A 13,094-nucleotide genomic window follows, 5' to 3' on the forward strand; every position below is an offset into this window, starting at 1 on the left:
CGGGCCGCGCTGCGGCCCGCCCGAGCCTGATCTACGTTGCAAACTAGGAAGGCCCCGGCTGGCTAGGGTTCAAACGAAAGAAGCAAGCGACGCGGGGAGGGGGTGGGCCGGGGTGCCGTTTTCCGGCTTTCTCGAATTCAAATTCCCGAAATAAAGGAATTGAATAGGCCCGGTTAATCCCTGCTACTATTTCCGCCTTGAATTCCTCGTCTCGCTCTGCGCGATAGGCACTGATCTTCTCTCGCACCTTCGCTGCGTCGACACATCCGGGGTGCCGGTAGGTCGACGGAAGATTCCCGTTGCGGCCCCTCAGGTGGGACCAGTACCGGCGCCCTTCCCACCCACAGAGGTTGCACCGCATGAGCCAGGGGTTATCTGCCCCCGGGTAGCCCTGAAGGGGCGTCCAGAAGAACCGGCGGAGGCCGTTCCAAGCCTTCTTCGCGGACTCGATGTTGCGGGGCGAGAAACGCAACCTCGGGTCGAGGACCGAGAGCGGGCGCAGCTCCTGGTCTCGGTTCTCCCACTGAGTGCGGATCCACGCGGCGTTGGGCATGGCGCGGCCTGCTTCGAATTCGCGGACGCAGTAGAGCGCCGCGTCTTCCTGGCCGGTGCCCCCGTCGCCTGCCGGTACGCGGACGGAAGTGCCGGCGGGGAGGGCGTACCAGCGGCCGTGCCAGCGGAAGATGATGCCGATGATCTGCTCTCCGACGAGGACGGGGTAGCGCAGGTCGGCGTCAGGGGTGCCGATGTGGTGGGTGGTGGTGCTCATTTGACTGCCTTTCAGGTTCGGTCTTTGATGATGTGGTAGCGCGCTTTGTCGACGAGGTTTCCGGTTGCGTCTCCGTAGAATTCGGCGACTCGGTAGAGTCCGAATTCGCTTTCCCAGAAGGTTCGCGCGCTCTCCTTCTCGGCCAGCTCCGGGAACTCTTCGAGAGTGAGTTTTGCGGCCTTCTCAAGAACGTCTTTGTGGGTTTCGCCGCTGACGACGATTACGACGGTTTCGTGAGTGAGGGCGAAATCTTCGACGGCCCATTCGCAAATGAGCGTGTACGTTTCCATCCCTGCGTTTCCCCTGACCTGCTTTTAGTAGGGGGCGGGAGGGTTTTCCCGCCCCCTGGCTGGGTTCTGACTAGAGGTCAGTGGGTGCGCTGAGCGGGGATGGGGGCCCACTCCAGGAGGAGCTGGACGAGGCGGAGGACGGCGTCCTCGGTGAGTCCGAGGCTGTTGCCGTGCCGGTCGGTGCCGCCGGTGAAGACGGCGTGCCCGAAGTACATCTGGTGCACCTTGCGGTGCTTGGCGAGGAGCGCGGTGGCCAGGATGTTCTGGGCGGGGTTGTCCTTGATCAGCCCCTCGTCGTCCACCCACATGGTCAGGCCGGGGGCGTCGACGGCGTCGACGCGGTCGCAGTCGATGGTGACGTAGAGGGCCTTCAGGCGGAGGCCAGTGTCCTCCGTCGAGGGCCAGTCGAGGATCTGGAAGGTGCCGTCGGTGCGGACGAGGAGGGCGTAGGGGGCGCGGGTGGTGTTGCGGGTCTTGGACATGACTCTCCCTCAGATGGGGGCGGTTTGCTCGGATTTGTTGGCTGACTGCCACTGCCTGCCAACAAGAAAACTGTACCAAGATTCTGTCCATGTCGGGGGCCTTTTCGGAGCGTTTCCGCAGGTCAACCCATATGGGCTAGCCCTGGGGCCGGGGCCCGTCGGGTGCCGCCGCCCGGACGCGTAAGCGTCCGGGGACGCCGACCGGCGGCGCTTGCGCCGCGACTCCGGAGCGCAGCGGCGGAGTCGGTCCGGTCGGCTAGCGGAAGGGTGCTCAGCACCCGACCGACGAGTCCGGCGGCGCACCGCGCCGAGGGCGGAGCGCAAGCGGAGCCCGGTCCGGACGACCAACGCGAGGGCCCGGAGCGCAGCGGAGTGGCCCGACCCTGGCCCCCGGTGCGGTAGCCCCACAGGGGCGGGGGCGGGCCGCGCAAGCGGCACGGCCCCGCCCCCGGCGGCGCGCGGCGGGCCCCGGCCCCAGGGAAGAGCCCGAGGCGCGCCCACGGCGGCGCCGCAGCTGCTCCCCCGCCCCCACATGTCCCCCGCTCCCCCTCGGGCGGCCTGAGGGGCATTCGACCGTGCCGTCAGGCACGGGTGCGCGCCTGTCCTCCCCCGCCGTCAGGCTGGGCCCAGAGCCGCCAGGCTCTCCGCCCCCTCCCAGAGCTGCGCCCCTGCCCTGCCGCGCTGCGCCCCGTCCCGGTGCCCCTGCGGACAGCACAGGGCCCCGGACGCCTGCGGGGCTGTCCAGGGCCGGGGTTGGTCTGTCAGGCCGTGAGGGCGGCGAGGAGCGCGTGGGGGGCGGGCTGGGCGGCGCCGGTGAGCAGCGGGCGGGCGTGCGGGTCGGTGAAGGGGTGCCGGCGTCGTGTGGCGGTGCTCCAGCCGCTGTCCTCGCTCCATACGGCGACGGGCGCCGGGGCGCGCCCGGAGAGGGGGAGGGCGGCGCGGAGGGTGTTGTCGGTCTGCTGGACGGCGGGGGGTTCGGCGGTGTCGGTGAGGCCTGCCTCGTGGAGGGTCTGCGTGACCGTGGCGAGGTAGTGGGTGGCGGCGCGGGCGCGGAGTTCGGTGGCGGCCTGGGTGAGCGCGTTCTGGGTCTGGCTTGTGGGGTAGCCGAGTTCGGCCGCGGCCTGTTCGGGGGTCAGGGTGGGGTCGTGCTCCAGGCGGTCGGCGATGCGCCGGCCGCGGAGCAGGGTGAGCGCGCGCTGGGCGGTGTCTCGGTGGACGCCGAGGGCGTCGACCACGTGGGTGGCGGTGATGGCGGGGTCGTCGTCGAGGAGCGGGGCGGTGAGGTCGAGCAGCTGGTCTCGGGGGACTTGGTCGCCGGAGCGCTTGGGGCGACCGCCGGCGGTTGTCTGCTGGCGGGGGGTGTCGGCGCGGAGTTGGGGGTAGGCGCGGACGATGTGGCGGGGCCAGTGCTCGACTCCGCCGACGTCGGTCAGGTGCTCGGTGAGGCGGGGGTCGGTCTTGTAGGTGTCCCAGGTTCCGGGGGTGATGCCGAGGAGGTCGGCGGCCTCGCGGCGGTCGAGGAGGTCGGTGTCGTCGTCGTGTTCGGGGAGCGGCGGGATGGGGGCGCCGGCGAGGTGGGCGTCGACCTGGTCGCCGTCGAAGAGGCGGGTGCGGGAGCCCTTGGAGCTGATGGGCTCGGGGAAGCCGGCGGCTGCGTAGGGCCGCAGGTTCTGGTAGCTGCCGAGGGTCATGCCCCGCTGTGCTGCGAGGTCGGCGAGGGTGCGGACCTTGTCCTTGCGGCCTGCGCGGATCATGGCGGATGCCTCCAACGGCTGGCGTACCCAGCCTGTCAAGAAAACTGTACCGGGGTTGTGTCACATCGGGTGTGGGCCGGTAGACTCCGCAGTGCAGTCATGCGGTGTCGCGACCTACCTCGTGCGGCGTGTGTCTCGGATTGGCCGGTGCCCGTGCCACCCGCTTCGGCGGACTGAGGGCGCCGGCCTTTTGTCTTGGGTCCGGCACTGGGGGCCGGGTGGTCCCGGCCCCCGGTCGGGTCATCGGATGTCGAAGTCGATGTGGTCGATGCTCATGATCTCGACCTCGGTTCCGACGTTCGCGCCGCCGCCTTCGTGAAGGTATTCGTTCTGGTAGAACTCGCAGATCACTTCTTCGGCTTTTGCTTCGTCGCCGTCCCGAAGCGCGTCCCACAGTCGGCTGGAGTACTCCTCCGGCATGGTCTTGGCGAAGTTACGCATGCGACCGTCGGGAGTCTTGTTGCCGGTCTGAGAACTCGTGTAGCCGATCGAGGCGCGGAAGTCGATCTTTACGGGACTCTGCTTTGCCTTTTTCATGATCCGGTCCCGGATACGAGGCTTTGCGATCTTGCGGACTTCGGCGCCGAGCCGGTCGGCAATCTCCTTGGGGGGAGTCTTCCTTTTACCGCTCAGGTAGCGGTACACCGCTGCCGGCGTGATCCCCAGGCGTTCGGCCACCCGCTTGACGGCACCCTTTTCTCCTCCGTGCTTCTTTTCATCCCGAAGGAGCGCGGAGGCCTGTCCCTTGACGGTCTTAGGCATGTCCTGCTGCTGAGCCGCGGTCATCTTCCTGCGCACGGCCCCGATGAGGCCGTCGAAGATCTTGCGCCCGACGTTCGGGTCCTTGCCCGGCTTCCTGGCCATCGTCACTCACCGTCGTCCGCGAACTCGCCCTTGCGCGGGGCAATGTACTTGGCGGGATTCCACTTCTTCGTACCGTGCATTTCGGTGTACCAGTCCATTGAGCGGACGCCTTCGAGCTTGACCCACCCGGGGGCAACTCCGAGACGAAATGCACCCTTTACCTGCTGGCCGTCCGCAGTGCGGGGAATGATTTCCAGGGGTGAATCCGTCTTCGCCGCGTAAAGCGCGCAGTCACTGTACGCGGCGAGCGGTGCGCGGCCGGTCAGTTTGAGGGTCTTGACCATCTTGGAGTGCTGAATCGTCCGGGCCGTCGAGATGACGGAGGACCGGATGTCCGGGCGCCACCAGACCTTTTCTAGCTCGCTCCAGGGTTGCCCCGCCTCGTAACCCCGGATGTAGTTCGGGGTGGAGTTGAGCTTTCCGATTCCGTTCTTCACGGTCTGCTTGATCGCGCTGAGTACGGCACGCTCGGCGGGGTCGCCGGTCCCGATCTCGGCCATGGCGTCCAGGAACTGCTCAGGGGTCATGTCGTCCGTGACGCCGAGGGCGGCCATGGTGGTCTTGTAGGCGACCGCCAGGCGCTCGTTCCAGGGGTCGAGCCATCCGGCGGCCAGGGGCTCGCGGATCCAGGCCTCCAGCGGCTCGACGGCGACCCCGATACGGCGGGCGTAGGCGCAGGTCTGGGTGGAGTACCAGCGGGGGCCGGCGGGAGGCTCGCCGTTCGGGGTGAAGGGGCTGGGGAGCCGGGGGTCGAGCGGGTTGACCTCGTCGGGGCCGAGCTTCCGGGCGAGGTCGAGGTGGGCGCGGGAGAAGTCGACCAGCCAGGCGCCGGGCACCTTCGGGTCGAACGGGGGCCGGATGACGTGTACGGGGTCGCTGTCGCCGACGAGGAGGCGCGACGCTCCGGACAGGAAGGAGGTGTTGGTGTCGATGCCGATGCAGAACGGCAGGTCGCACTCGGCGCCGACGGGGTCGCGGTGCCAGTTCCAGGCCTCCTCACGCATCGCCGCGTCGGCGGGACGGTTGCCCCCGTACAGCGCGTGCACCAGCGGGTGCTCGTCCGGGGCCTCGCACGGTGCCGGCTGCCGGGGCCGGGTCAGGGAGCCCTCGACCGGCCCAGACACCCAGCTCTCGGTGACCTCCCCGGTCTCCGGGTCCTTCTCGGTGACCTTCACGGGGCGGGTGAGGGGCCGGTAGGCCAGCATCAACTCGATGCCGGTGGAGGCCATGGTGCCGCGCGGGGCCATGACCCGCTGCGCGTAGGTGCCCAGGATGGCCAGGACCGTACGGGGGTCGGCGTCCGGCTCCAGACGCCAGCCGAACACGTCGCCGAGAGCGTCCCACGCCATGACGCCGATCTGGACACAGCGCCGACGGCCGTTCTCCACGGGCTTGTAGATCCGGGCCCAGGGGCCGAAGCCCCGCTGCGTGAGGGACCATCCGGCCTTCTTGATGGCCTTGACCACCTTGTGGGTCTCGGGCAGGCGCAGGCCGCTGCGGTCCTCCAGGCTGTCGGGCAGACCGTACTTGGCAGAGGCCGCCGGGGTCAGAACGACGACGGGGTCCGCTTCGGTGCCCCACTTGTGCAAGGCGGCCTGCCCGAGTCCGGCCTCCTGGAGGACCCAGGTGACGAGGGTAGGGATGCTGCGGGCCGGGACGTCGAGGGTGCGGCCTCCAGCGACGTGCGCGAGCACCTGGCCGTCGGCGGTGACATCGAGGACGGCCACGGGCCCGTTGGGGTGCTCCTGGTCGGTGACGGCGGCGGGGACCTGGTGACGGCGGCGCGGCGCCTCCGGACCCGACGCAGTGACCCGACGCGGGGAGGAGGTCGGCGCGGCGGCCGGGACGGGGGCCGGTGCGGGCTGCTGCTCGGCGGGGGCGGGCGCCGGAACCGCAGGGGTCACGGGGTCGAGCAGCTGACCACAGCGGATGAAACCGGGGATCTCCTGGTGAACGGGCTGTCCGGTCTCGTCGCGGTACGAGGTGGGGTTGCCGCACCGGATGCAGGGTGCGGTCGGCGGCTGGGTGTAGGTGGCCATGTCGTCCTCCTCCTGGTGGGAGTTGGCGGTCGTCTCGTCGGGCGCGGCGACCGGACCGGCGGGGGCCTGGTCGTCCGGCGCGCCCGCGGTGCCGGCGGCAGAGTCGAAGAGCATGTCGGGCCCGTCGGTCTCCGGACCGGTGGTCGAGGGAACTTCGGGCGTCGGCGGCGGCGTGTCGTCGCCCTGCGGGCCACCGCTGGGACCGCCTTCTCCCTCGGTGCCGTCTGCGACGGAGTCGTCGGGGCCCGGGTCGGTGGAGCCCGGCCACAGGCGCTCTGCCTTGATCAGGAGGACCCGCTGGGCGCCGCTGCCGATGCGGATGTTGTGGGCGCCGGCGCGGCCCTTCTGCGTGGACCGGATCGTCAGCCCCGCTTGCAGCAGGTCGTCGGGCAGTGAACGCGCGCTGATGCCCTGGACACGGGGGTCGGTGCTGGCGGCCAGCAGGGTGTGGAGCTGCACCGAGTTAACCCCGACAGCAGGTTCGTTCACCTTGGGCGGCTTCGGCAGCCAGTAAAACGCCGGGCCCTTGCCCTCCCAGGTCCCTGGCTCCCGGCCAGGAACAACACCCTGCACCTGCTCGATCTCGCCCGGAACGGCCGGGCACACCGTCCCCCTCGCATCCCGGGTGTGTGCGCGGTTGTTGGCGAGTGCCATACGGACGATGTCGACCACAGCACTGCCCAAGTCGTCCGTGACCGTGGCCTGGTCGTCCATCCTCCGGGCCTGCCGTACGAGCGACGCGGTGAGCGGCTCCACCAGCACCTCCAGGAGGTCCGTCATCTCAAGGCCGGTCACGGCGGCGACGAGGCCGCAGCCGGAGAGGATGCCGGCCGCTGCGGTGACGACACCGTCCATGGCACCGCTCGCGTCCTTCAGCGCCTCATCGGTGTGCGGGGCGAGCGCCTTCATGGCCTTCGCCTCCAGGTCGGCGAGGTAGGCGTCAGGATCCTCCAGACCGTGCAGGTGCGCGATGATCCGATCGCCGATTCTGCGCAGCGGCACAGCGAGGCGTGCACCGTTTGTGACTCCGTCTTCGTCCTTTTGTCCGTACCAGCGCCAGTCCACCTCCCCGCCTTCGGTGGAGAGGTAGACCACGACAGCACGGCGGTAGAGGGATTCCTGCATCGTGGGCGGGAGCATCTGCGCGGCGATCACCGGAATGGCCCTCACGTAACTGCCGGGCCGGGCCTTGAGGTCCCTCGTGGCACGCGGGCGGATCTCCGTCGCGTTGCCAGCGCTCCGAATGATCCGCTCAAGCTTCTCTTCCATGTCGCGTACCTCCTTGGCGGAGGACTTCAGGGTCAGCGGGACGTCGTCCAGGAGCAGGGGCGAGTCTCCCTCGATGTTGACCGCCAGCTCGATCCTCGTGATCGACCCGCCCATTCCTGCGGTCGGAACCGGCGGCCATGCCTTCGGGAGAGGCGGGGTGAATACCAGGCTGCGGCCGTTGTTCGCCATACAGGTCTTGCCCGAGTTGGGCTCGGCATCGATCACGAGCGATGCTGCGACGGGGCGAAGGGTGTAGCCGAGGGACCGGGCGCCGACCACGACGCCCAGCAGACCGGCCCACCCGTGTTCGCTGATGTCACGGACGGCCCCCCGCATCTCCTCGTCGGTGGCCGTTCCGCCAATGTCCTTGGCTGCTTCCTTCAGCGGTGTCGGTACGTCCATGACCCGGATCGGTCGGCTTTCGGGATAGGTCCGGCCGTCGGCGAAGACGTACGTCCTTCCCATGTCGGGCAGGTCGTACCAGCCAGTGTGGTTGACGACCGGGGTGTGGGGGAGGCTGAGAGCCTGCGTCTCCACGCAGTTCCACAACGCCTCGCGGACCGGCTTCGTGCTGCTGCCGACCGCGTCCGGGAACTTGTCCCAGGCCTCGCCGGTACGCAGCTCGACGACGGCGACCTCGCTGGTGTCGTCCCCCACAGTGACGGTGAAGCGCTTCCCGCAGGGCTTGCCGTCGTCTCCGAGAACGATCAGGCGCTCGTCGGTACGGGGCGCCCACCGCAACACGGTGTCCCAGGAGAGGTTTTCACCACGGCCGGAAGAGCGCCACATACGCCCGCGCGGCTCGACCGTGGTCGAGAAACGCCAGCCCAGGGAGCCCTCGATCGGACGACCGTTCTTGCTCTGCCCCACCGCAGCGGGCGCGGGGGGGGCAGCGGGCGCGTCGGCCTGGTCCTCGTCGGCCGCAGGCGCCGGCGGTTCGGCCGTCTTCGGCTCCGGCTTGGCCGGTGGTGCCGTCGCGAGGCCCTGCAGCCCGGTCGACTCCAGGTCTTCGGCCGGGACGTCAACCACGTCGGCGACGGTGTACCCGGCGGCAAAGTGGTCGGAGGCGTCTGCCTTCTCGCTCGCTACGGCCGGGTAAACGATCCTCAGCGGCACGTCGAGCTGGCCGCCGTCCTCCGGCGCGGGCGCGAGGACGTCGGCGGCGAGCAGTTCGTTCGCGATGTATCCGGCGTGGGTCAGTCCGGCCGGGTCGCGGTCGGCCCAGATGACGACCGCGCGGGCCCCGCGCAGCTGCTCGGTGTGCCGCTTGAGCCACTTGTCCCCGCTGCCCTGGTCGGCCCCGAACGGGGCGGACACGGCGAACTTACCCGCGTCGACGAGGGTTTCGCGGTCGCCCTCGCCCTCACAGATGTGGATCGTCCGGCCCTCGGCGATAGTGGCCGCCAGGCCTTCCGTGCCGTACAGCGGGAGGCCGTCGGCGGGCTTCTTCCTGCCCGGGTAAGCGGTGGTGAACGTCTTGTCACGACAGCCGTCGAAGGTGCAGCGGCGGCGCCGGATGATGGCGACGACCTGGCCCTCGGCGTCGCGGTAGGTGTGGGTCCGCTCGTGCGCGTAGTCGTGCTCATGGTCCGCCTCCGGCTTGGGCGCCTTCGGCTTGCGCACGGGGCGCACCGTCGCGGTGGTGCTCTCCTCAGTCTGTGCGGCAGTCGTCTGGCGCGGGACCGGCACACGACGCGGGGAGGAGGTGCGCCGGGCGGTGAAGCCGGGCGACGGGCCGTCGAACATGTCCGCGCGGGTCAGATCGAGCGCGGCGAGGATGTCGTCGTACGAGCAGTTCGCGTCCGCGTGGCACTTGGCGAGCATCCGGCCGGACTTGTCGGCTGTCGGCGGCTTCCAGTCAGCCGACAGGCTCGCGGAGGTGTCGTCGTGTACCGGACAGCACGCGTCGATCCCGTCGGCACCGCGCGGGCGAGGGCGGGACCCTGCCGCTTCCAGCGCCGCCAGAAAGCGCTCGTACGAGGAACGGTGCCCCGCGGCCGGCTGCGGAACAGGGGAGAGGGAAGTCACCGGGCACCACCACCGGGCGGTGCAACACGGGCGACATTCGAGACAAATGCAAGAGAGATGTGGTCGATGGCCGGAGCCATGGGTATCCTCGCTAGCGACATGGTGCTTCCTGCTCCTGCCGGTTGATTAGGTCGGCAAGTCCGAGGCTGATTACCTCGGGCGGAGCAGGAAGCCTTTTTTGTTTTCAGCTCCCAGCCGAGCTAAGGCTGGGTGTCATAACTGGTCAGGCGGCTGCCGTGCCCGAGGGAACCTCGCGTGACGCCTTGATCTCCTGGACCAGGTCACCCATCTGCTGGAGGGCGGCCAGAACGGCGTCCGGGTCGGCGGCGATGGCGCGGGCGCTCACGGCGTTGAGCAGTCCCGCCGACAGGGCGGTCGCCATCCTGCGGCCGGTGTCGTGCGAGATGCCGCGCCGGACCCCGTGACCCGGGACTCCAGCCGTCGCGGCGAGCGCCTGAGCAGTCGGCCGCGACACGGCACCGGACATGTTCGCGATCTCGGCAGGCGTCACGCCCTGCCGCTGATCGTGACCACGTCGCCCCGGAGCGATGCGCACGGGCATTGGCCCCTCCCCATCAGGTTGAGAAAGTTGATCAGCTGAAAACGTACACCAGATCCACGGGTCCAGGAGCACGACTCGCCAACTTCTCACCAGCTTTGTCGGTCCGTCACTTCGCCCCCATCCCTCCCCCCGCTCCCTGCTCAACGCGGGGGAGGGGTGCCGGCTGCTGTGGGCGCCCTCTCGGCGAGCGCCCACAGCGTTGATACGCTCGCGGTTGTTGGGCAGACCGTCACCCTGTGGGCTCAACCCACACCATGACCTTCTGGGGCAATGGGGCGAAGGTGCGCGGTCCGCTTTGGGGGTCTCCTGGGTGGTGCCGGGAGACCCCTCCTCTGTCTTCACAGGCCGTTGGGCTGGACATCGAATGCGATGACCGAGCTCCCCCGAGCCTCCGGGCGCCTGCGGCCCAGCTCGCCGTACACCCACTCGAAGACCTCGCTCCGCGTGGCGCCCGGCCGGGGCGTGAAGGCGCCCGAGAAATGGGTGAATTCGCCGATCGCGGTCCGGACGGACATGAAGAAGAAGTGCGTGGACTGCCCACCGTTCTCCGGCGCGTTCAGGGTCACGACTGCTCCCCCTTCGTAGACGGTGCGGGCGCGGCTCCGCCCGCCGGATTCCCCTGAGGCTCTTCCAGCCGCAGCTCGTCGATCCGCCGCAGGACGACGGCCCGCGCCTCCGCGGTCCGTTCACCGCCGAGCACGAGGACATCGCGCAGCTGCTCCCCCAGCCAGATCATGCGCGGGGCCTGCTCGGAGGCCCGGTGCCAGAGGGCGTAGGCGCGCTGGGCGGCGCCCCAGTAGGCGGGGCTGGCGAGGGTGTCCCAGCCCCGGGCGGCTTCCAGGTACAACTCCGCGCCCGTTCCCGGCAGTCCGGCGACGGTCGCGGCGTGTGCTCTCAGCTCCAGCGCGCGCAGCCGGAAGGGGTGATCATCTCCATGTTCCTTGGCGATCTGCTGTTCCAGCTCGGCCGCGAGGCGCAGGCCGGTGTACTCCCTGCCGGCGTCGAGCGCGGCACGGATGCCCGCGGCCTGCTCGGCGTACGCGGCCGGTACGTCTTGCGCGTCGGGGTCGCTGGTCAGTCCTCGCGCCTCGTGAGGCTCCAGGGCCTCGCCCTCCGTTGTCACCACGAAGGTCCAACGATGCCCGTCGGGGTCGGTTGCGGAGACGGGGACGGGGCGCCGGCGCTTGCGTGCGATCCGGCCGACGTGGGCGAGGACGGCGGCCCGAGCCGACTCAGTGTCGGTGCCGCCGCGGACCTCGACGCCGTCGACCCAGCCGCGCCCGTCCGCCGCGAGCGCGACGACAACGTGCTGCCGGCTCATGCGTCCCGCCCCTCCCGCGCCTTCGCGTCGGCCGCCTCACGTCGCGTCAGGTACTCGTCCAGCGCCTCGTCCAGCACGACCTGGAGCTTGATGTCGTGCTCCGCCGCGTAGAGCTTCAAGCGGCGGCGGATCGACTTCCTCACGCGGCCACTGACCAGAACCAGCTCGTCGGGCATGGGTGTTCCTCTCCTTCACTACGTGCCTGACTCGATCAGATGGCACGCCGACCCATCCTGTCAACTACCCGATTTGTTGACAACATAACTTGTTGACAACAAGATCAAGACGTGATGAACTGTCACCGATGGATTACGCCCCGCGCGTCACACCCGACACGCTTGGCACGATCGCACCGGAGGAGAGGAGACCGATGGACGGCCAGCACGACACCACACCCGCTCACGAGCACCCGATCGGCGGCGCCCCGACCGACGAGGCAGCGCCCCAGCCCGCCGGCACCACCGACGAGACGACGCGGGAGGAAGGCCCCCGCCCGCTCTGGAAGCGGCCCGGTGACTGGGACCTGGTCACGCCCACCGCCGCGCTGGGGACCTACGGCCTGATCGCGCTGGGCTTCTCGACCTCGTACGAGGCCATCCGGCAGATCGCCCGGGACAAGGGCGGCTTCGGCCACGCCATGAGCAACGTGGTCCCGCTGTCCTTCGAGGGCGGGATCATCGTGCTCTCCCTCTACGCGATCAAGAAGGCCCGCGAGGGCAAGCGCGCCACGCTCCTGGAACTCCTGATCGCCGTCGGGTCCCTCGCGACCCTGTACGTGAACTGGAACGTCGAGACGGACGGGATCACGGGCAAGCTCACCCACGTGATCCCGGTCGCCATGTTCCTGATCTGCTTCAAGTACCTGGTGCACGCGACCCGTACGAAGGCCCTGGAGAAGGCGGGCGTCCTGCCCAAGCCCCTCCCCCGCCTCCGGCTGGTCGAGTGGGCGCTGGCCCCCCGCGACTCCTTCGCGCAGTGGCGGTACATGGCCATCGGCGGCATCAGGACCCAGGAGCACGCCATGTGGGTCCACCACCAGATGGAGCTCCGCAAGGTCGAGCTCCTGGCCGAGAAGAAGGTCAGCCGCTGGAGCAAGGTGCCCCTGCACGAGCGGCTGCGGCTGCGCAACGACGTCCTCGCCAAGGGTGAGCAGCTGTTCGGCGGCGGAGTCGGCCGCTACTCGACCCTGGCCAGCCACACCGTCACCCAGGTCCCGGCGCCCGCCCCGGCGCAGGCCGCCGAGCCGCTGGCGATCCCCGCCCAGACCGAACAGCCGGAGCTGGAGAACCCCCAGACCCAGACCGCGCTGCCTCCCGGCGTCACCGCGGAGGCGCTGCCGGCGGACCAGGCCGATCACCCGCTGACCACCTGGTGGCAGGGCGGCGACGAGTACGCGCCCGATCTGACAGCCTCCCCCGAGGTCGAGACCCAGGGCGAGCGCGAGCAGCGCGAGCGGCTGGAGGAGGAGCGGGTGGAGCGGGAGAAGAGCCGGCAGCGTCAGTCGACGTACGAGAAGGCCATCGAGGTGGCCCTAGAACTCGTGGCGCAGGGACAGCCGGTGACCGGGGGGAAGATCGCCGACGACGAACGTGTCCCCGTCGGCGCCCGCAGCGTCGAGCGCTACCTGAGGAGGGCGCGCGAGGAGGGCAAGCTGCCCGCCGACGTCTGACGAGCAATCGCACAACAGCGAGCGGCGGCCGGAGTCATTGCAGTTGA

The 13,094-nt window shown here is 69.7% G+C and carries 11 protein-coding genes; 1 reads left to right on the top strand and 10 read right to left on the bottom strand.

The genetic code is table 11. The features are described from left to right. Positions 1–43: 43 nt before the first annotated feature. The 10 genes from AB0C73_RS35150 to AB0C73_RS35195 form a co-directional block, all read right to left on the bottom strand. Positions 44–769: a hypothetical protein gene (locus AB0C73_RS35150; protein WP_362537862.1), complete on the bottom strand. Its 726-nt coding sequence runs from the start codon at positions 767–769 to the stop codon at positions 44–46. 11 nt (positions 770–780) lie between these two features. Next, positions 781–1,059: a hypothetical protein gene (locus AB0C73_RS35155; RefSeq protein ID WP_362537864.1), complete on the bottom strand. Its 279-nt coding sequence runs from the start codon at positions 1,057–1,059 to the stop codon at positions 781–783. 77 nt (positions 1,060–1,136) lie between these two features. Next, positions 1,137–1,541: a DUF3846 domain-containing protein gene (locus AB0C73_RS35160; protein ID WP_362537866.1), complete on the bottom strand. Its 405-nt coding sequence runs from the start codon at positions 1,539–1,541 to the stop codon at positions 1,137–1,139. A 761-nt stretch (positions 1,542–2,302) separates the two neighbouring features. Further along, positions 2,303–3,295, bottom strand: a complete 993-nt coding sequence (locus tag AB0C73_RS35165) for a hypothetical protein (protein ID WP_362537868.1) — start codon at positions 3,293–3,295, stop codon at positions 2,303–2,305. Between the two features lie 240 nt (positions 3,296–3,535). Beyond that, entirely contained in the window at positions 3,536–4,159 is a 624-nt protein-coding gene (locus tag AB0C73_RS35170; RefSeq protein WP_362537870.1) for a hypothetical protein, read from the bottom strand. Between the two features lie 2 nt (positions 4,160–4,161). Beyond that, a complete protein-coding gene (locus AB0C73_RS35175; RefSeq protein WP_362537872.1) occupies positions 4,162–9,495 on the bottom strand; it encodes a hypothetical protein in 5,334 nt (1,777 codons plus the stop codon). Positions 9,496–9,718: 223 nt separating this feature from the next. Continuing rightward, on the bottom strand, positions 9,719–10,006 hold the full coding sequence (locus AB0C73_RS35180; RefSeq protein WP_362537873.1) for a hypothetical protein: 288 nt from the start codon (positions 10,004–10,006) through the stop codon (positions 9,719–9,721). A 389-nt stretch (positions 10,007–10,395) separates the two neighbouring features. Beyond that, entirely contained in the window at positions 10,396–10,623 is a 228-nt protein-coding gene (locus AB0C73_RS35185) for a hypothetical protein (protein ID WP_362537875.1), read from the bottom strand. After that, positions 10,620–11,378 carry a hypothetical protein gene (locus tag AB0C73_RS35190; protein ID WP_362537877.1) on the bottom strand — a complete coding sequence of 253 codons (759 nt, stop codon included), beginning with the start codon at positions 11,376–11,378 and terminating at the stop codon, positions 10,620–10,622. The genes AB0C73_RS35185 and AB0C73_RS35190 overlap by 4 nt, the downstream gene beginning before the upstream one ends. Then, complete coding sequence (locus tag AB0C73_RS35195) at positions 11,375–11,554, bottom strand: hypothetical protein (protein ID WP_362537879.1); 180 nt, start codon at positions 11,552–11,554, stop codon at positions 11,375–11,377. The genes AB0C73_RS35190 and AB0C73_RS35195 overlap by 4 nt, the downstream gene beginning before the upstream one ends. A 194-nt stretch (positions 11,555–11,748) precedes the next feature. Between AB0C73_RS35195 and AB0C73_RS35200 the strand changes: the two genes are divergently transcribed. Beyond that, entirely contained in the window at positions 11,749–13,047 is a 1,299-nt protein-coding gene (locus AB0C73_RS35200; protein ID WP_362537880.1) for a DUF2637 domain-containing protein, read from the top strand. Positions 13,048–13,094: the final 47 nt, after the last annotated feature.

Source organism: Streptomyces sp. NPDC048623, assembly GCF_040650755.1.
Taxonomy (GTDB): Bacteria; Actinomycetota; Actinomycetes; order Streptomycetales; family Streptomycetaceae; genus Streptomyces.

Excerpts from the sequence above, each read along its gene's own strand:
- AB0C73_RS35170 (WP_362537870.1), bottom strand. The coding sequence starts at position 4,159 with ATGGCCAGGAAGCCGGGCAAGGACCCGAACGTCGGGCGCAAGATCTTC.
- AB0C73_RS35165 (WP_362537868.1), bottom strand. The coding sequence starts at position 3,295 with ATGATCCGCGCAGGCCGCAAGGACAAGGTCCGCACCCTCGCCGACCTC.
- AB0C73_RS35200 (WP_362537880.1), top strand. The coding sequence starts at position 11,749 with ATGGACGGCCAGCACGACACCACACCCGCTCACGAGCACCCGATCGGC.
- AB0C73_RS35155 (WP_362537864.1), bottom strand. The coding sequence starts at position 1,059 with ATGGAAACGTACACGCTCATTTGCGAATGGGCCGTCGAAGATTTCGCC.
- AB0C73_RS35195 (WP_362537879.1), bottom strand. The coding sequence starts at position 11,554 with ATGCCCGACGAGCTGGTTCTGGTCAGTGGCCGCGTGAGGAAGTCGATC.
- AB0C73_RS35150 (WP_362537862.1), bottom strand. The coding sequence starts at position 769 with ATGAGCACCACCACCCACCACATCGGCACCCCTGACGCCGACCTGCGC.
- AB0C73_RS35160 (WP_362537866.1), bottom strand. The coding sequence starts at position 1,541 with ATGTCCAAGACCCGCAACACCACCCGCGCCCCCTACGCCCTCCTCGTC.
- AB0C73_RS35190 (WP_362537877.1), bottom strand. The coding sequence starts at position 11,378 with ATGAGCCGGCAGCACGTTGTCGTCGCGCTCGCGGCGGACGGGCGCGGC.